The sequence below is a fragment of the Cohnella laeviribosi DSM 21336 genome (assembly GCF_000378425.1).
GTDB classification, from domain to species: domain Bacteria; phylum Bacillota; class Bacilli; order Paenibacillales; family Paenibacillaceae; genus Cohnella; species Cohnella laeviribosi.
In genome coordinates this window covers 26022-48905 of record NZ_KB899829.1, presented here as the reverse complement: position 1 = coordinate 48905, position 22884 = coordinate 26022, and the positions used below count along the sequence as shown (strand labels likewise).

Annotated in this window: 22 protein-coding genes and 1 other annotated feature; all 22 genes read left to right on the top strand. The window is 57.8% G+C overall.

The window, feature by feature from the left end; translation table 11 throughout:
- Positions 1-3: 3 nt before the first annotated feature.
- The 22 genes from cysS to tuf all read left to right on the top strand — a co-directional run bounded on the left by cysS (position 4) and on the right by tuf (position 22749).
- Complete coding sequence (gene cysS / locus F560_RS0114380; RefSeq protein ID WP_019006443.1) at positions 4-1416, top strand: cysteine--tRNA ligase; 1413 nt, start codon at positions 4-6, stop codon at positions 1414-1416.
- Positions 1413-1865 carry a ribonuclease III domain-containing protein gene (locus F560_RS0114375; protein ID WP_019006442.1) on the top strand — a complete coding sequence of 151 codons (453 nt, stop codon included), beginning with the start codon at positions 1413-1415 and terminating at the stop codon, positions 1863-1865. Before cysS ends, F560_RS0114375 begins: the two co-directional genes overlap by 4 nt.
- A 230-nt stretch (positions 1866-2095) precedes the next feature.
- Complete coding sequence (rlmB, locus tag F560_RS0114370) at positions 2096-2869, top strand: 23S rRNA (guanosine(2251)-2'-O)-methyltransferase RlmB (RefSeq protein ID WP_026298293.1); 774 nt, start codon at positions 2096-2098, stop codon at positions 2867-2869.
- Positions 2856-3404: an NYN domain-containing protein gene (locus F560_RS0114365; RefSeq protein WP_019006440.1), complete on the top strand. Its 549-nt coding sequence runs from the start codon at positions 2856-2858 to the stop codon at positions 3402-3404. Before rlmB ends, F560_RS0114365 begins: the two co-directional genes overlap by 14 nt.
- Positions 3405-3672: 268 nt before the next feature.
- The gene (sigH, locus tag F560_RS0114360) at positions 3673-4323 is read left to right on the top strand and encodes an RNA polymerase sporulation sigma factor SigH (RefSeq protein WP_019006439.1); all 651 of its coding nucleotides are present in this window, start codon (positions 3673-3675) and stop codon (positions 4321-4323) included.
- A 391-nt stretch (positions 4324-4714) separates the two neighbouring features.
- Positions 4715-4864, top strand: a complete 150-nt coding sequence (rpmG, locus tag F560_RS0114350; protein WP_019006437.1) for a 50S ribosomal protein L33 — start codon at positions 4715-4717, stop codon at positions 4862-4864.
- 18 nt (positions 4865-4882) lie between these two features.
- Positions 4883-5092 (top strand): preprotein translocase subunit SecE, encoded by a 210-nt coding sequence (gene secE / locus F560_RS0114345; RefSeq protein ID WP_019006436.1) that lies wholly within the window; start codon positions 4883-4885, stop codon positions 5090-5092.
- 23 nt (positions 5093-5115) lie between these two features.
- Positions 5116-5649: a transcription termination/antitermination protein NusG gene (gene nusG / locus F560_RS0114340; protein ID WP_019006435.1), complete on the top strand. Its 534-nt coding sequence runs from the start codon at positions 5116-5118 to the stop codon at positions 5647-5649.
- Between the two features lie 82 nt (positions 5650-5731).
- Entirely contained in the window at positions 5732-6157 is a 426-nt protein-coding gene (gene rplK / locus F560_RS0114335) for a 50S ribosomal protein L11 (RefSeq protein WP_019006434.1), read from the top strand.
- A gap of 164 nt (positions 6158-6321) precedes the next feature.
- A complete protein-coding gene (gene rplA, locus F560_RS0114330; RefSeq protein WP_019006433.1) occupies positions 6322-7014 on the top strand; it encodes a 50S ribosomal protein L1 in 693 nt (230 codons plus the stop codon).
- A 56-nt stretch (positions 7015-7070) separates the two neighbouring features.
- Positions 7071-7255 (top strand) — a sequence feature (ribosomal protein L10 leader region).
- 53 nt (positions 7256-7308) lie between these two features.
- On the top strand, positions 7309-7821 hold the full coding sequence (rplJ, locus tag F560_RS0114325) for a 50S ribosomal protein L10 (protein WP_019006432.1): 513 nt from the start codon (positions 7309-7311) through the stop codon (positions 7819-7821).
- A gap of 89 nt (positions 7822-7910) precedes the next feature.
- On the top strand, positions 7911-8276 hold the full coding sequence (gene rplL / locus F560_RS0114320; protein ID WP_019006431.1) for a 50S ribosomal protein L7/L12: 366 nt from the start codon (positions 7911-7913) through the stop codon (positions 8274-8276).
- A gap of 84 nt (positions 8277-8360) precedes the next feature.
- Complete coding sequence (locus F560_RS0114315) at positions 8361-8966, top strand: class I SAM-dependent methyltransferase (protein WP_019006430.1); 606 nt, start codon at positions 8361-8363, stop codon at positions 8964-8966.
- A 337-nt stretch (positions 8967-9303) separates the two neighbouring features.
- Positions 9304-12849 (top strand): DNA-directed RNA polymerase subunit beta, encoded by a 3546-nt coding sequence (rpoB, locus tag F560_RS0114310; protein ID WP_019006429.1) that lies wholly within the window; start codon positions 9304-9306, stop codon positions 12847-12849.
- A 107-nt stretch (positions 12850-12956) separates the two neighbouring features.
- The gene (gene rpoC, locus F560_RS0114305; protein ID WP_019006428.1) at positions 12957-16568 is read left to right on the top strand and encodes a DNA-directed RNA polymerase subunit beta'; all 3612 of its coding nucleotides are present in this window, start codon (positions 12957-12959) and stop codon (positions 16566-16568) included.
- Positions 16569-17092: 524 nt separating this feature from the next.
- On the top strand, positions 17093-17356 hold the full coding sequence (locus F560_RS0114300) for an ATP-binding cassette domain-containing protein (protein WP_019006427.1): 264 nt from the start codon (positions 17093-17095) through the stop codon (positions 17354-17356).
- 14 nt (positions 17357-17370) lie between these two features.
- Complete coding sequence (locus F560_RS0114295) at positions 17371-17856, top strand: hypothetical protein (protein ID WP_156829001.1); 486 nt, start codon at positions 17371-17373, stop codon at positions 17854-17856.
- 144 nt (positions 17857-18000) lie between these two features.
- A complete protein-coding gene (locus F560_RS0114290) occupies positions 18001-18234 on the top strand; it encodes a ribosomal L7Ae/L30e/S12e/Gadd45 family protein (protein ID WP_156829003.1) in 234 nt (77 codons plus the stop codon).
- 156 nt (positions 18235-18390) lie between these two features.
- Positions 18391-18810, top strand: coding sequence for a 30S ribosomal protein S12 (gene rpsL / locus F560_RS0114285; RefSeq protein WP_019006424.1), 420 nt, complete (start codon positions 18391-18393; stop codon positions 18808-18810).
- 72 nt (positions 18811-18882) lie between these two features.
- A complete protein-coding gene (gene rpsG / locus F560_RS0114280) occupies positions 18883-19353 on the top strand; it encodes a 30S ribosomal protein S7 (protein WP_019006423.1) in 471 nt (156 codons plus the stop codon).
- 33 nt (positions 19354-19386) lie between these two features.
- Entirely contained in the window at positions 19387-21462 is a 2076-nt protein-coding gene (gene fusA, locus F560_RS0114275; RefSeq protein ID WP_019006422.1) for an elongation factor G, read from the top strand.
- Between the two features lie 96 nt (positions 21463-21558).
- Positions 21559-22749, top strand: a complete 1191-nt coding sequence (gene tuf, locus F560_RS0114270) for an elongation factor Tu (protein ID WP_019006421.1) — start codon at positions 21559-21561, stop codon at positions 22747-22749.
- The last annotated feature ends 135 nt before the right edge of the window (positions 22750-22884 follow it).

The following is a 22884-nucleotide window of genomic DNA, read 5'->3' as shown; positions in this document are numbered from 1 at the left end:
TTCGTGAGTCTGACGATTTATAACAGTTTGACGCGGGAAAAGGAAACGTTCCGTCCGATTCATCCGGGACAGGTCAACATGTACGTTTGCGGACCGACCGTGTACGATTACATCCATATCGGCAACGCCCGGCCGGTCATCTTTTTCGACGTGGTTCGCCGCTACCTGGAATCGATCGGGTACAAGGTGAACTACGTGGTGAATTTTACCGATGTCGACGACAAAATGATCCGCAAGGCCAACGAGCTGGGCATTTCGGTTCCCGAGCTGGCCGAGCGGTTCATTGCCGGTTATGAAGAGGACCGGGAGGCATTGGGCGTTCGTCCGGCTTCGATGAATCCGCGCGTGACGGAAAACATTCCGGAAATCGTAGCGTTTATCGAGGAATTGGTGGAAAAAGGCTATGCGTACGAAAGCGGCGGCGACGTGTACTACCGCACTTCGAAATTTCCCGGTTACGGCAAGCTTTCGCACAAGCGTCTCGACGAGCTGCAGTACGGCATCCGCGTCGAGGTGGACGAGCGCAAGGAGAATCCCCAGGATTTCGTCCTGTGGAAGGGAGCGAAGCCCGGCGAAATCAACTGGCCCAGTCCGTGGGGGAACGGCCGGCCGGGCTGGCATATCGAATGTTCCGCCATGGCGCGCAAATTCGCAGGCGATACGCTGGACATTCACGGAGGCGGACACGATCTGCAGTTCCCGCACCACGAGTGCGAGATCGCGCAGTCGGAAGCGCTGACCGGCGCTCCGCTCGCGCGGTACTGGATGCACAACGGCTTTGTGAACATCAACAACGAGAAAATGTCGAAATCGCTCGGCAACGTCATCAACGTCCGCGAGCTGCTGAAGCGTACCAGCGCGCAGGCGATTCGCTACGTGATGCTGGCCACGCATTACCGCAGCCCGCTCAATTTCAGCGACGAAACGATCCGCCAGGCGGAAAACAGCGTCAGCCGGCTCGCGACTTGCCGCGACAACGTCAAGCACCGGCTGGCCGGGACGCCGGACGGCGCGGAAGCGGCTTCCGCCGACGAGCGGCTGCAGCGGCGGCTTATGGAGCTGGCCGAGCAATTTCAGGCCAAGATGAACGACGACTTCAATACGGCGGACGCGGTGACGGCGTGGTTCCAGCTTGTCTCCGAAGCGAACGCTTACTTGCAGCGGGAGCGGGTGAGCCCGGACGATTTGCGCCTGATCCTCAAGCTGTTCGAGGAGTTTGACGGCATTCTCGGACTTCTGCCTCCCGAAAGCGAAGGCGGCCTGCTTGACGAGGAAATCGAAGCGCTGATCGCCGAGCGGACCGAAGCGCGCAAAGCCCGCAATTTCGCCCGCGCCGACGAAATTCGCGACTTGCTCGCCGCCAAGGGGATCATTCTGGAAGATACGCCGCAAGGCGTCCGTTGGAGACGGAAATGACGGCAAATCCGAAACGCGGAATGCCCGGAGCCGCCGTCATCGCCCCCGAGCTTCCGAAAGACGCGCCGGTGGAGCTGCTGTCCCCGATCGTTCTCGCTTATGCCGGCGACGCGGTGTTCGAGCTGTACATCCGCCAGCGGCTGATCGCCGCCTTCACCCGCAAGCCGATGGATTTGCACCGGGCGGCTACGCGCTACGTGTCGGCGGCCGCCCAGGCGAAGCTGCTTCGCCGCTGGCAGCCGCTGCTGACGGAAGAGGAGGCGGATGTCGTGCGCAGGGGCCGCAACGCGAAATCCGGCCAGCCCCCGCGCAACGCCGATCCGGAAGATTACCGGCATGCCACCGCCCTGGAATGCCTGGTGGGCTATCTTTACTACAAAGGCCTTCGCGACCGGCTGGAGCAGCTTATCGATTTGGCGTTTACCGATGATCAGAAGACGAACGAGTGAGAAAGGATGAACAGGTGATGAGCGATCGTAAACGCACGCGCCCTCCGGGAACGCCGGAATCGTCGCGGAGGACGCATGGGGGAATCCGTCCGGGGGAAGGACCCGCCGGATCGGCAGCAACGGGAGGCGCCCGCACGGGCGGCCGCCGCAAGGACAGCGAGCGGCAGCGCGGGCTGCCGCCGGCGCGCGCGGATGCGGCGGAGCGCGATCGGGACGCGGAGGAGGCCGCCCTGTCCGGGGAGTATTTGGCCGGCAAGCATCCCGTGCTGGAGGCGCTCAAGGCGGGCCGGGCGCTCAACAAAATATGGCTGTCCAACCAGGCGCAGCGAAGCCTGGTGCAGCCGATTGCCGACGAAGCGAAGGCAAGGGGCGTCGTCGTCCAGTTTGTCGACAAGCGCAAGCTGGACAGCCTCGTGCCCGGTGTTCTTCATCAGGGCGTCGTCGCCCAGGCGGCCGCCGTTTCTTACTTCGACGTGAAGGACCTGCTCGCCCGCGCGTCCGAACGCGGGGAAGCGCCTTTGCTCGTGCTGCTGGACGAAGTGGAGGACCCTCACAACCTCGGTTCGATTCTGCGCACGGCGGACTGCACCGGCGCGCACGGCGTCATCGTTCCCAAGCGCCGCAGCGCAGGCCTGACGGCGGTCGTGGCCAAGACGTCGGCCGGTGCGGTCGAATACGTCCCGGTCGCCCGGGTGGCGAACCTGGCGCAGACGATCGAACGCCTGAAGGAAGCGGGCGTCTGGATTGCCGGCGCCGACGCGGCGGCTTCCCAGGACGTATACGGGGCCGATCTGACGGGGCCGCTTGCGATCGTCATCGGCAGCGAGGGCAGGGGACTGTCCCGGCTCGTCCGCGAGAAGTGCGATTTTCTGCTGTCGCTGCCGATGTTCGGGCGCATCAATTCGCTGAACGCGTCCGTGGCGGCGGGCGTCATCCTGTACGAGGCGGTGCGCCAGCGCCGAGGACAAGCGCGCGCCCTGGAGGGCGGGCATGCTTCGCCGTGAGGACTGCCTGATCGTCGACGGCTACAACATCATCGGCGCCTGGCCCGAGCTGGAGAAGCTGAAGCAGGAACGGCTCGAGAGCGCGCGGGACCGCCTGCTGGATTTGCTGGCCGAATACCAAAGCTATTCCGGCGTCAAGATCACCGTCGTCTTCGATGCGTTCCGGGTTCCCGGAGCCGGGGCGTCGTTTCGCCATCACCGGCTTAAGGTCGTGTTCACCCGGGAGAAGGAAACGGCGGACGAATGCATCGAGCGGCTCGTCGGAGAGATGAAATCGGTGCGCCGCAACGTCTATGTGGCGACATCCGATCAAGTGGAGCAAACGGTCGCGTTCGGCCGGGGGGCGTTCCGCGTGACGGCCAGGGAGCTGCAGCTCGCCGTAGAGGAAGGGCGCAGGGAGATCGAGCGCATGATCCGCCGCGAACCGCCTCCGAAGCGGAATCCGCTCGGAGGCGTGGTCAGTCCCGATGTCCAGCTTCGGCTTGAGCGGCTGCGGAGGGGCGGAAAGCTGGCCGAAGACGACAATCAAGCGTGAATGCCGGGGCGATGCGCCCGCCATCCCGCCCATTTTTTCGTGTCGAAACCCGGGAAGCCTTGTCATTTCTAGTCTCATCGGTTGACGCTATAGGTTTCATCAAGTATATTGGAATAAGATTGGTAGTTTACTTGACGGCTCGGAATTAATAAATTCTTTTTTCGATTGTTCAGCTCGTCTCTGCCATTTGGAAGTCGCCTCAATGATGACGGAGCAGCCGTTTCGCATTTGTTAGATCAACTTGCCTTGACGGTCGGAGGGATGATTCGTGAGCTTAGACGTAAACGAGCTGGCCATACACGAATATGACTTCAAGACCGACGAGGATATCGTGGAAGCTGTGCACGAAGGAAACTCCGAGGCGCTCGAATACCTGATCCACAAGTACCGCAACTTCGTTCGGGCCAAGGCGCGTTCCTACTTTTTGATCGGCGCGGAGCGGGAAGATATCGTCCAGGAAGGCATGATCGGCCTGTACAAGTCGATTCGGGATTTCCGGGGCGACAAGCTCGCCTCCTTCAAGGCTTTCGCCGAATTGTGCGTCACCCGCCAGATCATCACCGCGATCAAGACGGCGACGCGCCAGAAGCATATTCCCTTGAACTCGTACGTTTCTCTGGATAAGCCCATCTACGACGAGGATTCCGACCGGACGCTGCTTGACGTCATCTGCGGCTCGAAAGTGTGCGATCCGGAGGAAATGATCATCAATCAGGAAGAATTTTTCGGTCTTGAAGACAAGATGTCGGAAATCCTGAGCGACCTCGAGCGCAAGGTGCTGATGCTCTATTTGGACGGGCGTTCCTATCAGGAAATCGCGGTGGACCTCGGCCGGCACGTCAAGTCGATCGACAATGCGCTGCAGCGCGTGAAACGCAAGCTGGAACGATATCTCGAAGTCCGGGATTTTGGGGGCTAGCCCGATACATAAGAATCGTCGGCAGCATGATCGCGCCGGCGTTTTTTTGTCCGGACCGGCTGAAACCCGCCGTTTCGCCGTTTCCGCGGACAACGGGCGGACGGACGGCATTTATTCTCGTTCCCCATGGTTAAAGAGGGCGAAAAGTTGGTAGAATGATGATGAGCTCTGAGGCCGAAGTCACGGACTTTCCGAAACCTGCCGGGAACCTTTTCATTGACATCAAATAGGCCCTGTGATAAATTATTTCAGTAACCTTAAGGTGGAGTTCTGTGCGCAGGTCCTGAATCTCGGGCGAAACGCCAGGTTTCGTTGTCGTAGCGCGGCGGAACAAGGTCGTCGCTCGGATTCAATATGTTTAAGAGGTTGGCAGACCCGGGAGGTGGAACACATGCGGGTAGTGGTTACGCTGGCTTGCACCAACTGCAAGCAACGGAATTATACGACCAGCAAGAACAAGCGGACGCATTCCGAACGCATCGAGCTGAAGAAGTACTGCAAGTTCTGCAATGAACATCACGTTCATCGCGAAACTCGGTAAGTTCTAGGAGGTTTGGACGTGACTTTCCTGGCCAAAATGAAACAGAGCTTCGGGTCCTTTTTTTCGTTTTTCGGCGATGCCTGGAACGAATTGAAGAAAGTCCGCTGGCCCAAACGTAAGGAACTCATCAGCTACACGATCGTCGTTATCGTGACCGTGATTCTGGTGACCATCTACTTCTGGGTGCTGGACATCGTGATTTCCCAGCTCGTCGATCTCGTCATTTGACGCCGGACCCTAAGGTGACATCGATGGAGAAAAGATGGTATGTTGTCCATACGTACTCCGGGTATGAGAACAAGGTGAAAACCAACCTGGAGCGGCGCGTGGAGTCGATGGGGATGCAGGACAAGATCTTCCGCGTGCTGGTGCCGATGGAAGAGGAGATCGTCAACAAGGACGGCAAGAAGAAAACCGTGATGCGCAAAGTGTATCCCGGCTATGTTCTCGTTGAAATGATTCAAACGGACGATTCCTGGTACGTGGTCCGCAACACGCCCGGCGTGACCGGGTTTGTCGGGTCTACCGGTTCGGGATCGAAGCCGACGCCGCTCCTGCCCGAGGAAGCGGAGCAAATTCTGCTGCACATGGGCATGGAAGAGCCGAAGCCGGTCATCGATTTCGAATTGAAAGAGAACGTCCGCGTGAAGGTCGGGCCTTTCGCGAACTTTGTCGGAACGGTTGAAGAGATTCTCCACGACAAGAGCAAGCTGAAAGTTCACGTCAACATGTTCGGCAGGGAAACCCCGCTTGAGTTGGATTATACTCAGGTGGAGAAGATATAACTTATCTCTGGTGGTTTCTGTGAAAGAGCGGGAGGAGCGAAGGCTCCGTTGAACCGCATTATGGGGCAAGGAGGTGTGCATCATGGCGAAAAAGGTCATTAAAGTGGTGAAGCTGCAAGTTCCGGCCGGCAAAGCGAACCCGGCGCCGCCAATCGGTCCCGCCCTGGGTCAAGCAGGCGTGAACATCATGGCTTTCTGCAAAGAGTTTAACGCTCGTACCGCAGATCAAGCCGGTCTGATCATTCCGGTTGTCATTACCGTGTTTGAGGACCGTTCCTTCACGTTCGAAACGAAGACGCCTCCGGCCGCCGTACTGCTGCGCGTTGCCGCGGGGATCGAAAAAGGCTCCGGCGAGCCGAACAAGAAGAAAGTCGCGACGGTCAAACGGGCGAAAGTCCGCGAGATCGCCGAGCAAAAAATGCAGGATCTCAACGCGGCTTCCGTCGAAGCGGCCATGCGCATGATCGAGGGTACCGCTCGCAGCATGGGCGTTGCGATCGAAGACTGATCCGGACGGAAGCGCAAGCGCCGTGTCCGGACGCTTGAACCGTCAATCGGGAATTTCCCGCGAACGGCTGGTTGCCAGACCGTTTGCCCATGACGGCTGTCGGGCCCGAGCGGCCCGCATGTGGGAGGACATTTCCGTTATCACCACAGAAGGAGGAGAATGAATTGGCTAAACAAGGCAAGAAATACCAGGAAGCCGCGAAGCTGATCGACCGCGACGCGACCTACGAAGCGTTGGAAGCGATCGAGCTGGTCAAGAAAGCGGCATCGGCCAAATTCGACGAAACGGTCGAAGTGGCCATCCGTCTCGGCGTTGACCCGAGAAAGCAAGACCAAAACGTCCGCGGCGTCGTTGTCCTGCCTCACGGCACGGGCAAAACGAAACGCGTGCTCGTTTTCGCCAAAGGCGATAAAGCCAAGGAAGCGGAAGCTGCCGGCGCCGATTATGTCGGCGATCAAGACCTCATCAACAAGATCCAGCAAGGCTGGTTCGAGTTCGACGTCTGCGTCGCGACGCCGGACATGATGAGCGAAGTCGGTAAGCTCGGCCGGATTCTCGGCGGCAAAGGCCTCATGCCGAACCCGAAAGCCGGTACGGTTACGTTCGACGTAGCCAAAGCCGTGCAAGAAATCAAGGCCGGTAAAATCGAATACCGTCTGGACAAGGCCGGACAAATTCACGCTCCGATCGGAAAGGTGTCGTTCGACGCCGAGAAGCTGCACGAAAACCTGAAAGCTCTGATCGATGCGCTGAACCGCGCCAAACCGGCGGCTGCCAAAGGCGTTTACCTGAAGAACATCTCGATTTCCTCGACGATGGGTCCGGGTGCGCGCGTGAACACGGCGGCATACCGTTAATCGTTCCGCAAGGGCGATTGACAGCTTGCGTGTTTCCGTGTTAAGCTGGCAAAGTTAAAGTTGAATATGAGATACCGTAGACCGTAGGTGCCGAAAGGCTTAATTTCCTACCGAGGTGTGTGGATATAGTTTGCCCGACGTCACGCGGCGGCGCGATCTTGGGATCGCGCCCTGCGAGAACCGTGCGACAAACGAAACGTCATGCCTCCGCAGCGTCTGCGGAGGCATTTCTTATGCCTCCGCGGGCTGCGAAATCCGATACGGTTGAATCAAGAGCCAGGAGGTGTGAACGAAATGGCAAATGCAAAAATCATCGAAGCGAAAGCCAAGGAAGTGGAATCGATCGCGACGAAGCTCCGCGAGAGCGCGAGCACCGTTGTCGTCGATTACCGCGGATTGAACGTAGCCGACGTGACCGAATTGCGCAAGCAGCTTCGCGAAGCAGGCGTCGAATTCCAGGTTCTGAAGAACACGCTGGTCAGCCGCGCCGCCAAAATCGCCGAACTGAGCGAGCTGGATTCCGTCCTGACGGGTCCGACCGCCGTTGCGTTCAGCTCGACGGACGTGACCGCCGCTGCGCGGATTCTGAACGACTTCGCGAAGAAGAACGAAGCGCTGAAGCTGAAAGGCGGCGTCGTGGAAGGCCGTGTCATCGACGTGGCGCAAGTTAAAGCGCTGGCCGATCTGCCGTCCCGCGAAGGTCTGCTGTCCATGCTGCTCAGCGTCCTGCAAGCTCCGATCCGCAACTTCGCACTGGCTGTCAAAGCCGTCGCCGAGAAGAAAGAAGCGGGCGAAGCGAGCGCTTGATCCGGGCAAGGCTGTCTGAGAACGGAACCCAACCTGCCTAGAAGGTTGCACCCAAAAATCATATTCCAAAATAAATGGAGGTAACATCCATGAGCAAAGAGTCCATCATTGAGGCGATTAAAGGCCTTAGCGTTCTGGAACTGAACGAACTTGTCAAAGCGATCGAAGAAGAATTCGGCGTAACGGCTGCCGCTCCGGTTGCTGTTGTTGCCGGCGGCGCCGCAGCTCCCGAAGCTGCAGAACAAACCGAATTCGACGTTGTGCTGGTTGACGCCGGCGCTTCGAAGATCAACGTTATCAAAGTCGTTCGCGAAATCACGGGTCTCGGCCTGAAAGAAGCGAAAGACGTTGTCGACAACGCTCCGAAAGCGCTCAAAGAGAAAGTGTCCAAAGAAGAAGCCGACGCTATCAAAGCCAAGCTTGAAGAAGCGGGCGCGAAAGTCGAAGTTAAGTAATTTTCGCAGTTTAGAAGCGGACCCCTTGAAGAACTTCTTTCTTCGAGGGGTTTGTTCATAAGCGGGGGAGCTGAAGCTGAAAAAATGAGCGATCACTATTATACGGAGCGGCCGACGGCCGCCAGCGACCGGCGCGCGATTCGTGCCGAGCTCCGGGGTTTTAGTTTCCGCTTCATCTCCGATGCCGGCGTGTTTTCGCGGGGCGAGGTGGACTACGGAAGCCGGGTGCTGATCGAGCATATGGAGATTTCGCCGGAGGCGAACGTTCTCGATGTCGGCTGCGGATACGGGCCGATCGGTCTTGCGGCCGCCCGCCTTGCCCCGCGAGGGCATGTCACGATGCTGGACATTAACGAGCGGGCCGTCGCGCTCGCGCGCGAGAATGCGGCCTTGAACGAAATCGGCAATGTCACCGTGCTGCAGAGCGATTTGTACGCTTCCGTAGCCGGCGCGAAATTCGATGCGATTTTGTCCAATCCGCCGATCCGCGCGGGAAAAGCCGTCGTTCACCGGATTTTGTCGGAAGCCAAAGACCATCTCCTTCCCGGCGGGGCCCTGTGGATCGTCATCCGCAACAAGCAGGGCGCCCCGACGGCCCGGGCGAAGCTGGAGGAAGTGTTCGGGGAGGACGCCGTCGAAGAGATGGGAAAGGACAAAGGTTACCGCATTTACCGCGCCAAAAGGGTTTGACGGCATATCATCGTTGTGGTACAATTAAAAAATGTCAGTATTAGGATGGGCTAAATGTCTTTAGTCGACTAAAATGTCAAGTCCTAATCGCTTTTTTGGCATAAGTTTTTGCCAATAGGCGTATAATGGGTTTGTTTTGGGCAAATGACTGGATAGAGATGCCATTGTGCCGCCAACCGGCGCATAAGGGCTTTTCTCTGTTTATGGCTTCCGGGTCTTTGTCCGTGCCCGAAAACGCCTTGCATGTCATATGCCCGCGAGTCGGCTGCCTCTGCTAGTGCTGGAGAGAGGATCTCGTTCTCGCTTGTGCTTAAGTAGAACGAAGGGGTGAGGTAAATTGGCAGGACATATGGTTCAATATGGCCGCCGGCAACGGCGCAGTTATGCCCGTATCAAGGAAGTATTGGAGATTCCGAACCTGATCGAAATCCAGATGCAATCGTATCAGAAGTTTCTGGACGAAGGGCTTCGCGAGATCTTTCAGGACATTTCGCCAATTCAAGACTTTACGGGCAATCTCGTACTGGAGTTTATCGATTACAGCCTCGGAGAACCGAAGTATTCTGTCGATGAGTCCAAGGAACGCGACGTTACGTATGCGGCGCCTCTGCGCGTCAAGGTCCGGCTGCTCAACAAAGAAACCGGCGAAGTGAAGGAGCAGGAAGTATTCATGGGCGATTTTCCGCTCATGACCGAAACCGGCACCTTTATTATCAACGGCGCGGAACGGGTTATCGTCAGCCAATTGGTCCGCTCCCCGAGCGTCTATTACAGCACGAAAGTGGACAAAAACGGGAAAAAGACGTACACCGCGACGGTCATCCCGAACCGCGGCGCCTGGCTTGAGCTGGAGACGGACGCGAAGGACATCATCTATGTCCGGATCGACCGCACCCGGAAAATTCCGGTCACCGTGCTGCTGCGCGCGCTGGGCTTCAGCACCGACGCCGAGATTCTGGATTTGCTCGGTCACGACGAGTATATTCGCAACACCCTTGAAAAAGACAACACGGATTCGACGGAAAAAGCCCTCATCGAAATTTACGAGCGGCTTCGTCCGGGCGAGCCGCCGACGCTCGAGAACGCGCGCAATCTGCTGATCGCCCGTTTCTTCGATCCGAAGCGCTACGACCTGGCCAACGTCGGCCGTTACAAAATCAATAAAAAGCTTCATATTAAAAACCGGCTGTTCAACCAACGCCTTGCCGAAACGCTGGTCGATCCCACGACGGGCGAAATCCTCGCCGAAGCCGGCCAGGTGCTTGACCGCAGGCTGCTCGACTCGATTCTCCCGGCGTTGGAGAAGAACGTCGGCTACAAGACGTATCGCGTGACGGGCGGCATTCACGAGGCGGAGGACATTCCGCTTCAAAGCGTCAACGTTTATTCGAACGTCGAAGAAGGCAAAGTGGTCAAGGTGATCTCCAACGGCAACATCGACAAGTCGGTGAAGCATATTACGCCGGCGGACATCATCGCTTCGATCAGCTATTTCGTCAACCTGCTGCACGATATCGGCAGCACGGACGACATCGACCACTTGGGCAACCGCCGTCTGCGTTCGGTCGGCGAGTTGCTGCAGAACCAGTTCCGGATCGGTCTGTCCCGGATGGAGCGCGTCGTGCGCGAACGGATGTCGATCCAGGACCAGAACGCGATCACGCCGCAGGCGCTCATCAACATCCGCCCGGTCATCGCGGCGATCAAAGAGTTTTTCGGTTCGTCGCAGCTGTCGCAGTTTATGGACCAGACGAACCCGCTTGCGGAACTGACGCACAAGCGCCGTTTGTCCGCGCTCGGACCCGGTGGTCTTACGCGCGAACGCGCGGGCTTCGAAGTGCGGGACGTCCATCCGTCCCACTACGGCCGGATGTGTCCGATCGAAACGCCGGAAGGTCCGAACATCGGCTTGATCAACTCCTTGTCGACGTTCGCCCGCGTTAACGAGTACGGATTTATCGAAGCGCCGTACCGCAAGGTCGACCATACGACCGGCGTCGTCACGGATGAGATCGTTTATATGACGGCCGACGAGGAAGACAACTACATTATCGCGCAGGCGAACGCCGCTCTGACGGAAGAGGGCAAGTTCGCCGACGACATGGTCATCGTCCGTTACAACAAGCAAGCCGACAACATTTTGACCATGCCGAGCGACCGCGTCGACTTTATGGACGTATCGCCGAAGCAGGTCGTCTCCGTCGCGACGGCGATGATTCCGTTCCTCGAGAACGACGACTCCAACCGCGCGCTCATGGGTTCGAACATGCAGCGCCAGGCGGTTCCGCTGCTCGTTCCGGACGCTCCGCTCGTCGGCACCGGCATGGAATACAAGGCGGCGAAAGATTCGGGCGTATGCGTGGTCTCCAAGTACGACGGCGTCATCGAGCGCGTTACGGCCAACGAGATTTGGCTGCGCCGCACGGAAATCGTGGACGGCAAAGAAGTGAAAGGCGATCTCGTCAAATACAAGCTGCAGAAGTTCATGCGTTCCAACCAGGGGACCTGCATCAACCAGCGGCCGATTTGCCGCAAAGGCGACATCGTCAAGAAAGGCGACATTCTGGCGGACGGCCCGTCCACGGACAACGGCGAATTGGCTTTGGGCCGCAATGTCGTCGTCGCCTTCATGACGTGGGAAGGCTACAACTACGAGGATGCGATTTTGCTGTCCGAAAAACTCGTGCGCGATGACGTCTACACGTCGATCCACATCGAGGAATACGAGTCGGAAGCGCGCGATACGAAGCTCGGACCGGAAGAAATTACGCGCGACATCCCGAACGTCGGGGAAGACGCGCTGCGCAATCTCGACGAGCGCGGCATTATCCGCGTCGGCGCCGAGATCAGCGCCGGCGATATCCTCGTCGGCAAGGTAACGCCGAAAGGCGTGACGGAGCTGACGGCGGAAGAACGCCTGCTTCACGCCATCTTCGGCGAGAAGGCGCGCGAAGTGCGCGATACGAGCCTGCGCGTGCCCCACGGCACCGACGGCATCGTCGTCGACGTCAAAGTGTTCACCCGCGAAAACGGCGACGAACTGCCGCCGGGGGTCAACCAGCTCGTTCGCGTCTATATTGCCCAAAAACGGAAGATTTCCGAAGGCGACAAGATGGCCGGACGCCACGGCAACAAAGGGGTTATCGCCCGGATTCTGCCTGAGGAAGACATGCCGTTTATGCCGGACGGAACGCCGGTCGAGGTCGTCCTGAACCCGCTGGGCGTCCCGTCGCGGATGAATATCGGCCAGGTGCTGGAAGTCCATCTCGGCATGGCCTGCAAGCTGCTTGGCATCCATGCGGCAACGCCCGTATTCGACGGCGCCCGCGAGAACGACGTCTTCGACACGATGGAAGAGGCCGGCATGCAGCGCAACGGCAAAACGATCCTGTACGACGGACGCACGGGCGAACCGTTCGAACGCGAAGTCACGGTCGGCGTCATGTACATGATCAAGCTGGCGCACATGGTCGACGATAAAATCCACGCCCGCTCGACGGGTCCGTACTCGCTCGTCACGCAGCAGCCGCTCGGCGGTAAAGCCCAGTTCGGCGGCCAGCGCTTCGGCGAGATGGAAGTGTGGGCGCTCGAAGCTTACGGCGCCGCTTATACGCTGCAGGAAATTTTGACCGTCAAGTCCGATGACGTCGTCGGCCGCGTGAAGACGTACGAGTCGATCGTCAAAGGCGAAAACGTGCCGGAACCCGGCGTTCCGGAGTCGTTCAAGGTCTTGATCAAGGAACTGCAAAGCCTCGGCATGGACGTGAAGATTTTGTCCGGAGACGAGCAGGAGATCGAAATGAAAGAGATCGACGACGACGACGATGCCACCGGCGACAAGCTCAATCTGAATCTGGAAGGTTCCGAAGTCGGCGTAGATTGACAGGCTGTAGGGGAGCGGCGCGCAAAGCGCCGTTCTCCTAACGCCTGTCCGTCTTCTGTCCGCTTTTGTTTCGAAAATCGCAGCAACCATGAAGGAGGGCTTGCTCCTTGTTAGACGTGAACAATTTCGAGTTTATGAAAATCGGCTTGGCTTCACCGGACAAGATTCGTTCGTGGTCGAGAGGCGAAGTAAAGAAGCCTGAAACGATCAACTACCGGACATTGAAGCCGGAGAAGGAAGGTCTGTTCTGCGAGAAGATTTTCGGGCCGACCAAGGATTGGGAATGTCACTGCGGTAAATATAAACGCGTCCGCTACAAAGGCGTCGTGTGCGACCGGTGCGGCGTCGAAGTCACGCGCGCGAAAGTGCGCCGCGAACGGATGGGCCATATCGAGCTGGCCGCGCCCGTTTCGCATATCTGGTATTTCAAAGGGATTCCGAGCCGGATGGGGCTGGCGCTCGACATGTCGCCCCGTTCGCTGGAAGAGATCATCTACTTCGCATCCTATGTGGTGACCGATCCGGGCGATACGCCGCTGGAGAAGAAACAACTGCTTTCCGAAAAGGAATACCGCAGCTACCGCGAAAAGTACGGCTACGCCTTCCAAGCCAGCATGGGCGCGGAGGCGGTCAAGAAGCTGCTGCAGGATATCGACCTCGACCGCGAGCTGGAAATGCTCAAGGAAGAGCTGCGCACGGCCCAGGGGCAACGGCGCAACCGGGCGATCAAGCGCCTGGAAGTGATCGAGGCGTTCCGCAATTCCGGCAACCGTCCGGAATGGATGATTCTCGACGTGCTGCCGGTCATTCCGCCGGAGCTGCGCCCGATGGTTCAGCTTGACGGCGGACGTTTCGCCACGAGCGACCTGAACGACCTGTACCGCCGCGTCATCAACCGGAACAACCGTCTGAAGCGGCTGCTCGACTTGGGCGCCCCGGACATCATCGTGCAAAACGAAAAGCGGATGCTGCAGGAAGCGGTCGACGCGCTGATCGACAACGGCCGCCGCGGCCGCCCGGTTACGGGCCCCGGCAACCGTCCGCTGAAGTCCCTTAGCCATATGCTGAAGGGCAAACAAGGCCGTTTCCGTCAGAACCTGCTCGGTAAACGCGTCGACTACTCCGGCCGTTCCGTTATCGTCGTCGGCCCGAGCCTGAAAATGTATCAATGCGGCCTGCCGAAGGAAATGGCGCTTGAATTGTTCAAGCCTTTCGTGATGAAAGAGCTGGTGCTCAAAGGGCTGGCTCACAATATCAAGAGCGCGAAGCGCAAAGTCGAGCGCGTCAGCCCGGAAGTTTGGGACGTGCTCGAAGAAGTGATCAAGGAGCATCCGGTTCTGCTGAACCGCGCGCCGACGCTTCACCGCCTGGGTATTCAGGCGTTCGAGCCGACGCTGGTCGAAGGCCGCGCGATCAAGCTGCATCCGCTCGTCTGTACGGCGTACAACGCCGACTTCGACGGCGACCAGATGGCGGTTCACGTTCCGCTGTCCGCCGAAGCGCAGGCGGAAGCCCGCTTGCTGATGCTGGCATCCGGCAACATCCTGAACCCGAAAGACGGCAAGCCGGTCGTTACGCCTTCGCAGGACATGGTGCTTGGCTGCTATTACCTTACGATGGACAACAAGGAAGCCAAAGGCACGGGCATGCGCCTTGCGGACGTCAACGAAGCCGTGTCCGCGTATCATCGCGGCATTGCCGATCTGCATGCGCGGGTCGTCATTCCGGCCAAAGCGCTGAACAAGGAATCGTTCACGCCGGAGCAACAAAAAGCGCTGCTCGTGACGACCATCGGCAAAATTATTTTCAACGAGATCTTCCCGTCTTCGTTCCCGTACATCAACGAAGCGACGAAGGAAAACTTGTTGAAAGGCACGCCGGATAAGTATTTCATTTACGACAAGGGTACGGACATCGATAAATTTATCGACGAGCTCGACACCCCGGGCGCCGTCGGCAAAGAGTATTTGGGCAACATCATCGGCGAGTGCTTTAACCGGTACCATACGATGAAGACGTCCGTCATTCTGGACGATATCAAGCAGCTCGGGTTTACGTATTCCACCCGTGCGGGGATTACGGTCGGCATCGCCGACGTCATCGTGCCGAAGGAGAAAGCCCGGATTCTCGCCGAATCCGACGAGAAGGTCAAGGTCATTACGAACCAGTACCGCCGCGGCTTGATTACCGACGAGGAACGTTACGACCGCGTCATCGACATCTGGTCGAAGACGAAGGACGAAATTACCGACGTGCTCATGAAATCGATGGACCGCTTCAACTCCATCATGCTCATGGTCGATTCCAAGGCGCGGGGCAACAAGTCCCAGATTACGCAGCTCGGCGGTATGCGGGGCCTTATGGCAACGCCGTCGGGCCGGATCTTCGAGCTTCCGATCAAGTCGAACTTCCGCGAAGGCCTTACCGTCCTCGAGTACTTTATCTCGACGCACGGCGCACGGAAAGGTCTCGCCGATACGGCGCTGCGGACCGCGGACTCGGGTTATCTGACCCGCCGTCTCGTTGACGTCGCGCAGGACGTGATCGTTCGCGAAGAAGACTGCGGCACGGACAAAGGGATCGTCGTCTCGCGGATCGAGGACGGCAAGGAGATTATCGAGGACCTGTACGACCGTATCGAAGGCCGCTATGCTTTCGAAACGGTGCGCCATCCGGAAACCGGCGAAATTATCGTCGGACGCAACGAGCTGATCGATTCGGTCAAAGCCGAGCAAATCGTGGCCGCAGGCGTCGAAAAGCTGCAAATCCGCTCCGTGCTGAGCTGCCGCGCGCGCCATGGCGTCTGCAAAATGTGCTACGGCCGCAACCTGGCTACCGGCAAGAAAGTCGAGATCGGCGAAGCGGTCGGCATTATCGCGGCCCAATCGATCGGCGAACCGGGTACGCAGCTGACGATGCGGACGTTCCACACCGGCGGCGTCGCAGGCGACGATATCACCCAAGGTTTGCCGCGGATTCAGGAGCTGTTCGAAGCCCGGAATCCGAAAGGCCAGGCGGTCATCTCCGAGATCGACGGCGTGATCAAAGAGATTCGCGAGGCCAAGGATCGCCGCGAAATCGAAGTTCAAGGCGATGCCGAGACGAAGGTATACTCCGTCTCCTACGGTTCGCGCATCCGCGTCTACGAAGGCATGCAAATCGAGGCGGGCGACGAGCTCACCGACGGTTCGATCGACCCGAAAGAGATGCTGCGCATCAAGGGCGTCCGCGGCGTGCAGAACTACATTCTGCAGGAAGTGCAGCGGGTATACCGGAACCAGGGCGTCGAAATCAACGACAAGCATATCGAGGTCATGATCAAGCAGATGCTTCGCAAAATCCGGATCGTCGATCCGGGCGATACGCCGCTTCTGCCGGGATCGTACGTCGACGTTCACGAATACGAAGCGGCGAACCGCGAAGCGATCATGGCCGGCAAAGAGCCTGCCGTCGCGCGTCCGGTGCTGCTCGGGATCACGAAGGCGTCGCTTGAGACCGACTCCTTCTTGTCGGCGGCCTCCTTCCAGGAGACGACCCGCGTCCTGACCGACGCCGCGATCAAAGGCAAAGTCGACCGCCTGCTCGGTCTGAAGGAGAACGTCATTATCGGGAAGCTCATTCCTGCGGGAACGGGGATGTCGCGCTACCGCAACATCCGCGTCGTCAACCCGATGGACAAATCCGAACAGGAAGCGCAAGAGCCCGTTACGATCGAATAACTTGTCGGTCGTGCATAGAGAAGCAGCGCCCCCGCGGCGCTGCTTTTTGTTTTTTTCGGGCGATTGGGGCATGTGCTCCGTGCATCCGCCTAGTGGGCCGTCCAGTACCTCTCTTTAGCGTCGCCGCCTTCGTCCCAAGCGACTATGTCCCGAGCAGCTATATTGGATTTTGTGCAGGATACCGGCTTCTTTCGCCCCTTTCCGGAACGTATGTTGGATTTTCTACAATGAAATGGCTTGAAAGCTGTGACGATGCGGCTTCTGCGGGCCAAAAGACTGGAATTATCCAACATAGAGCGGCTCCTGGAGTCTGAATGGCTCGTTTGGCTGGATATTTTCCCATATAGACGCCTAGCCGAGGTGCGATATGGTCGCGATAGCGGGCTCGACCCAAGTTCGGCAGAGTGTTGAAAATCCTTGCTTGTTCATGGATCAGTCGCGTTTTTTTCAGCTTCGCGTAACTTGTCCGTTGCCGGAAGAGTATGAATACGTACGGATTAACAGTTCCATTTGGAGACGAAACGATGACACAGCCTTTGAGAATCGCGCTTCGCGAGGCAAGCAAGCGGTTCAACAAACATACGGTGCTGTTCCCGCTCACGCTTGAAGTCCGGCAGGGGGAGACGATCGCGCTTGTCGGCAAAAACGGTTCCGGCAAAAGCACGCTGCTTAAGATGCTGGCCGGACTCAGCCGGCTGTCCGGTCATGGGCAGATATGCCTTTACGGCGGTTTTGCAGTTGTTGGTGATCGCTTGGATGACGTACGGTTACATGGAGGCGGAAAATGAAACGCGGCAGATGATTGCCTTTGCATGCCGGAAGCGTCTTACGGTTTTACGGCGCGAAGCTGCTGCTGATCGGCATGATCGGCGCTGCGCTGGCGTGCTTCGCGACGGCGTATCCGGTGCTGCTGAACAGGTTCGACAGGCCGCCGGAAGCTTCCGAGCTGCTTACGGCCTTGACCGCGCATATCGCGCTTGCCTGGCTCGGCAACGCCTGCGCCTTCCCGTTCAACACAAGACTCGTGCCGCAGCGGTCCGTTTCGCTGACCGGTTTGCTGCTGGTTCTGGCGTTGTCTCTGGCCGGCTATGGCCTTCGGAACGAGCTTCCGGCAGCGCTGAAAGGAGCGGCCCGGATATTGCCGCCGGCCTTTCGCGTAATGGACGCGCTGCTGCGCTTCGGGCAGATGCGTCCCGGCGCCTTTGCCGCGGTCATGCTGTTTGCGGTTGTCTATGCGCTGTCCGTTTCGGGCATTGCCTGGCGGCTCCTGAAGCGCAGATTGTTTTAGCCGAATTCGCGTTTTTTTGTCCGGATAGCGCAGCTAACTTTTCTTGACATCCCTACATCCAGGTGCTACTATAACATAGTGTGTGCCCTACGTGCCGAAATTAATGTTGCCGGAGGTGGGAAGTTCGTGAACACGAATGACCCTATGCAACGCCGCACATTAAAGGTAGGTACTAAACAAACGGTCAAAGCGGTGGAGCAAGGCAAAGCCGTTCTTGTTTATGTGGCACAGGATGCAGATTATCGCCTGATTAGCCGTATCGTGCAGCTGTGTAGACAACATGGCGTTCACATCGAATATGTGGATACGATGCACAATCTGGGCAAATCGTGCGGAATCGATGTCGGAACGGCGATGGCCGCGCTCGTGGAGATATAAATCTTGAGGGTTCTAACCGTTCGTTCCTGGAGGACGGATGGGAAGACCCTTTCGCGCTTCTAAAAAATGAGCCGCCTGGATCTGTGGACTTCACGAAGCGGAAAAACATCGCAAAACCGTATCTCTGTTTCATGATCATGGGAAGGGGGTGGCAATATGCCAACAATCAATCAGCTCGTGCGCAAAGGTCGTCAACCCAAAGTGGTTAAATCGAAGTCTCCTGCTCTGCAGAAGGGTTTTAACGCTTTGAAACGCGAAGAAACCAATCTGAGCTCCCCGCAAAAACGCGGTGTCTGCACTCGCGTAGGTACGATGACGCCGAAGAAGCCGAACTCCGCGCTTCGCAAATACGCCCGCGTTCGCTTGACGAACCGCGTCGAAGTCACGGCGTACATTCCGGGTATCGGCCATAACCTGCAGGAGCACAGCGTTGTGCTGATCCGCGGCGGCCGGGTCAAAGACCTCCCGGGTGTCCGTTACCACATTGTTCGCGGCGCGCTCGACACCGCAGGCGTGAACAACCGCCAGCAAGGCCGTTCCAAGTACGGAACGAAGAAAGCGAAAGCGAAGAAGTAATCCGGCCGGCCTGATTCGGATGAATAGGCGAGGCTTCAACGACCAAGAATGGGGAAAGGAGGAATTTATTCGATGCCACGGAAAGGACCGGTACCGAAACGGGATGTGCTCCCGGATCCGGTATACAACAGCAAACTGGTTACCCGCCTCGTGAACCGCATCATGATCGACGGCAAGAAAGGCGTTGCTCAAAAACTGCTTTACAATGCTTTCAATCTGATTCGGGAACGTACCGGCAAGGACCCGATGGAAGTATTCGAAGCGGCGCTGAAAAACATCATGCCCGTTCTCGAAGTCAAAGCGCGTCGCGTTGGCGGCGCCAACTATCAAGTTCCGGTGGAAGTGAAGCCGGAGCGCCGCACGTCCCTCGGACTGCGCTGGCTCGTCAACTACGCCCGCACGCGCGGCGAGAAGACGATGGAAGAGCGTCTTGCGGCTGAAATCATTGACGCGTCCAACAACACGGGGGCGGCCGTCAAGAAACGCGAAGATACGCACAAAATGGCGGAAGCCAACAAGGCGTTCGCTCACTACCGCTGGTAAACCTGCGGAGAGTAACCGAAAGGAGACAAATGCATGGCAAGGGAGTTCTCCTTACAAAATACGCGCAACATCGGCATCATGGCGCATATCGACGCGGGCAAGACGACGACCACCGAACGGATCCTGTTCTATACCGGCCGTGTCCACAAGATCGGAGAAGTGCATGAAGGCGCTGCTACGATGGACTGGATGGAGCAAGAACAGGAACGCGGCATTACGATTACATCGGCTGCCACGACCGCTCAATGGAAGGGTCACCGCATCAATATTATCGACACCCCGGGGCACGTTGACTTTACGGTGGAAGTCGAGCGCAGCTTGCGCGTATTGGATGGAGCAGTTGGCGTATTCAGCGCCAAAGAAGGTGTAGAACCGCAATCCGAAACCGTTTGGCGCCAAGCGGACCGCTACGGCGTTCCGCGGATCGCATACGTCAACAAAATGGACATTATCGGCGCGGACTTCCTCAGTGTCGTAAAAGACATGCGCGAACGTCTGCAAGCCAATGCCGTAGCCATCCAACTGCCGATCGGAGCCGAGAACGACTTTGTCGGTATGGTCGACCTGATCGAACGGGTCGCTTATATTTACAAGGACGATCTGGGCAAAGAGCCGATCAAGAGCGAAATTCCGGCAGATCTTGTCGACAAGGTCGAAGAGCTGCGTCTGGAACTGGTTGAGAAAGTCGCGGAACTCGACGAAGAGCTGATGATGAAGTACCTCGAAGGCGAAGAGCTGACGGTGGAAGAAATCAAAAGGGCTCTGCGCAAAGGCACGGTCGAAGTCAAGATCTTCCCGGTCGTATGCGGCTCGTCCTACCGCAACAAAGGCGTTCAGCTGATGCTGGACGCGGTCGTCGACTACCTGCCGGCTCCGACCGACATTCCGGACATCAAAGGTACGCTCGAAGACGGAACGGAAACGACTCGCAAATCGTCGGACGATGAACCGTTCGCTGCGCTTGCGTTCAAAATCATGTCGGACCCGTTCGTGGGCAAGCTGACCTTCTTCCGCGTGTATTCCGGCGTGCTGAACTCCGGTTCGTACGTGCTGAACGCGACGAAGGGCAAGCGCGAACGGATCGGACGGATTCTGCAGATGCACGCGAACAGCCGTCAGGAAATCAGCGAAGTTTACGCAGGCGACATCGCGGCTGCCGTCGGTCTGAAAGATACGACGACCGGGGATACGCTGTGCGATGAGAAGCATCCGGTCATCCTCGAATCGATGACGTTCCCGGAACCGGTTATCCAGCTCGCGGTCGAGCCGAAAACGAAAGCCGACCAAGACCGTATGGCGATCGCGCTGCAGAAGCTGGCCGAAGAGGACCCGACCTTCCGCGCGCATACCGACGAGGAAACCGGACAAACGATCATCTCCGGCATGGGCGAGCTTCACCTGGAAATTCTCGTCGACCGCATGCTTCGCGAATTCAAAGTCGAAACGAACGTGGGCAAGCCTCAAGTCGCTTACCGCGAGACGTTCAGAAAATCCGCGAAGGTCGAAGGCAAGTTCGTTCGCCAATCCGGCGGACGCGGCCAATACGGTCACGTCTGGATCGAATTCGAACCGCTTGAACCCGGTTCGGGCTTCGTGTTCGAGAACAAGATCGTGGGCGGCGTCGTTCCGAAGGAATACATCGGCCCGGTACAAGCCGGTATCGAAGAAGCGATGAAAAACGGCGTTCTCGCCGGATATCCGGTCGTGGACATCAAAGCGACCATCTTCGACGGTTCGTACCACGATGTCGACTCCAGCGAAATGGCGTTTAAGATCGCCGGCTCCTTGGCGCTCAAAGCGGCGAAGGACAAGTGCGACCCGGTTCTGCTCGAGCCGATCATGAAAGTCGAAGTTACCGTTCCGGAAGAGTACATGGGCGACGTAATGGGCATGATCAGCTCCCGTCGCGGCCGGATCGAAGGCAGCGACTCCCGTCATGGCGCCGTCATCGTCAGGGCGAAAGTGCCGCTTGCGGAAATGTTCGGTTATTCGACCGTTCTCCGTTCCGGTACGCAAGGACGCGGCGTGTTCTCGATGGAACTGTCCCACTACGAAGAAGTGCCGAAATCGATCGCGGACGAGATCATCGCCAAGTACAAAGGCAATTAATCGGTTTTGGATTTGGACGGGCCTGGAGGAAGCGACAGGCCGAATCCGCCCGTCACTCTATAAAATTCCTTTACTTATAAGGAGGAGAACATTTCAATGGCAAAGGCTAAGTTCGAACGTACCAAACCGCACGTCAATATCGGCACGATCGGTCACGTTGACCACGGCAAAACGACGCTGACGGCTGCAATCACCACCGTTCTGGCAAAACGCTACGGCGGTAACGCTGTTGCATTCGACCAAATCGACAAAGCTCCGGAAGAACGCGAACGCGGTATTACGATTTCCACCGCTCACGTTGAATACGAAACGCCGAACCGCCACTACGCGCACGTTGACTGCCCTGGGCACGCCGACTACGTTAAAAACATGATCACCGGCGCAGCTCAAATGGACGGCGCAATCCTCGTCGTATCCGCAGCTGACGGCCCGATGCCGCAAACGCGCGAACACATCCTGCTCTCCAAGCAAGTCGGCGTTCCTTACATCGTCGTATTCCTGAACAAATGCGACATGGTCGAAGACGAAGAACTGCTTGAACTGGTTGAAATGGAAGTTCGCGACCTGCTGAACGAATACGAGTTCCCGGGCGACGAAACGCCGATCATCCGCGGCGCAGCTCGTGAAGCTCTGCAAAACCCGGACGGTCCTTGGGCCGAAAAAATCATCGAACTGTTCGAAACGATCGACAGCTACATTCCGGAACCGGTTCGCGACACCTCCAAGCCGTTCCTCATGCCGGTCGAAGACGTGTTCACGATCACCGGTCGCGGTACGGTTGCTACGGGCCGCGTAGAACGCGGTACGGTTAAAGTCGGCGATGAAGTTGAAATCATCGGCCTGGCTGAAGAAAGCCGCAAAACCGTCGTTACCGGCGTTGAAATGTTCCGCAAGCTGCTGGATTCCGCTCAAGCCGGCGACAACATCGGCGCCCTGCTGCGCGGCGTTGACCGTAAAGAAATCGAACGCGGTCAAGTTCTGGCTAAACCGGGTTCGGTTAACCCGCATACGGAATTCACGGCTCAAGTTTACGTCCTGACGAAAGAAGAAGGCGGCCGTCATAAGCCTTTCTTCTCCGGCTACCGTCCGCAATTCTACTTCCGGACGACGGACGTTACGGGCATCATCACCCTGCCGGAAGGCACGGAAATGGTTATGCCTGGCGACAACATCACCGTATCCGTTCAACTGATCGCTCCGATCGCTGTTGAAGAAGGTACTCGCTTCTCCATCCGCGAAGGCGGCCGTACGGTTGGCGCAGGTGCTGTTGCTTCCATCATCAAGTAATTCGCTTTCGAGCGCTGGCCGCACCCGACAGTTCGGGTGCGGCTTTTTGGCCTACACCGCGAATACTCGATTTTTCCTCCGACTATTCACTCCTTCCGACGCATACTCGCATTTCCATACCCTAATTGATCCTCT

Bases quoted from the DNA above. Each gene is read 5' to 3' on its own strand.
- nusG (WP_019006435.1), top strand. From the start codon at position 5,116: ATGGAGAAAAGATGGTATGTTGTCCATACGTACTCCGGGTATGAGAAC.
- rpmG (WP_019006437.1), top strand. From the start codon at position 4,715: ATGCGGGTAGTGGTTACGCTGGCTTGCACCAACTGCAAGCAACGGAAT.
- F560_RS0114290 (WP_156829003.1), top strand. From the start codon at position 18,001: ATGCAACGCCGCACATTAAAGGTAGGTACTAAACAAACGGTCAAAGCG.
- rplJ (WP_019006432.1), top strand. From the start codon at position 7,309: ATGGCAAATGCAAAAATCATCGAAGCGAAAGCCAAGGAAGTGGAATCG.
- rpsL (WP_019006424.1), top strand. From the start codon at position 18,391: ATGCCAACAATCAATCAGCTCGTGCGCAAAGGTCGTCAACCCAAAGTG.
- rpsG (WP_019006423.1), top strand. From the start codon at position 18,883: ATGCCACGGAAAGGACCGGTACCGAAACGGGATGTGCTCCCGGATCCG.
- tuf (WP_019006421.1), top strand. From the start codon at position 21,559: ATGGCAAAGGCTAAGTTCGAACGTACCAAACCGCACGTCAATATCGGC.
- F560_RS0114365 (WP_019006440.1), top strand. From the start codon at position 2,856: ATGCTTCGCCGTGAGGACTGCCTGATCGTCGACGGCTACAACATCATC.
- rplL (WP_019006431.1), top strand. From the start codon at position 7,911: ATGAGCAAAGAGTCCATCATTGAGGCGATTAAAGGCCTTAGCGTTCTG.
- fusA (WP_019006422.1), top strand. From the start codon at position 19,387: ATGGCAAGGGAGTTCTCCTTACAAAATACGCGCAACATCGGCATCATG.
- F560_RS0114375 (WP_019006442.1), top strand. From the start codon at position 1,413: ATGACGGCAAATCCGAAACGCGGAATGCCCGGAGCCGCCGTCATCGCC.
- rplK (WP_019006434.1), top strand. From the start codon at position 5,732: ATGGCGAAAAAGGTCATTAAAGTGGTGAAGCTGCAAGTTCCGGCCGGC.
- F560_RS0114315 (WP_019006430.1), top strand. From the start codon at position 8,361: ATGAGCGATCACTATTATACGGAGCGGCCGACGGCCGCCAGCGACCGG.
- F560_RS0114300 (WP_019006427.1), top strand. From the start codon at position 17,093: ATGACACAGCCTTTGAGAATCGCGCTTCGCGAGGCAAGCAAGCGGTTC.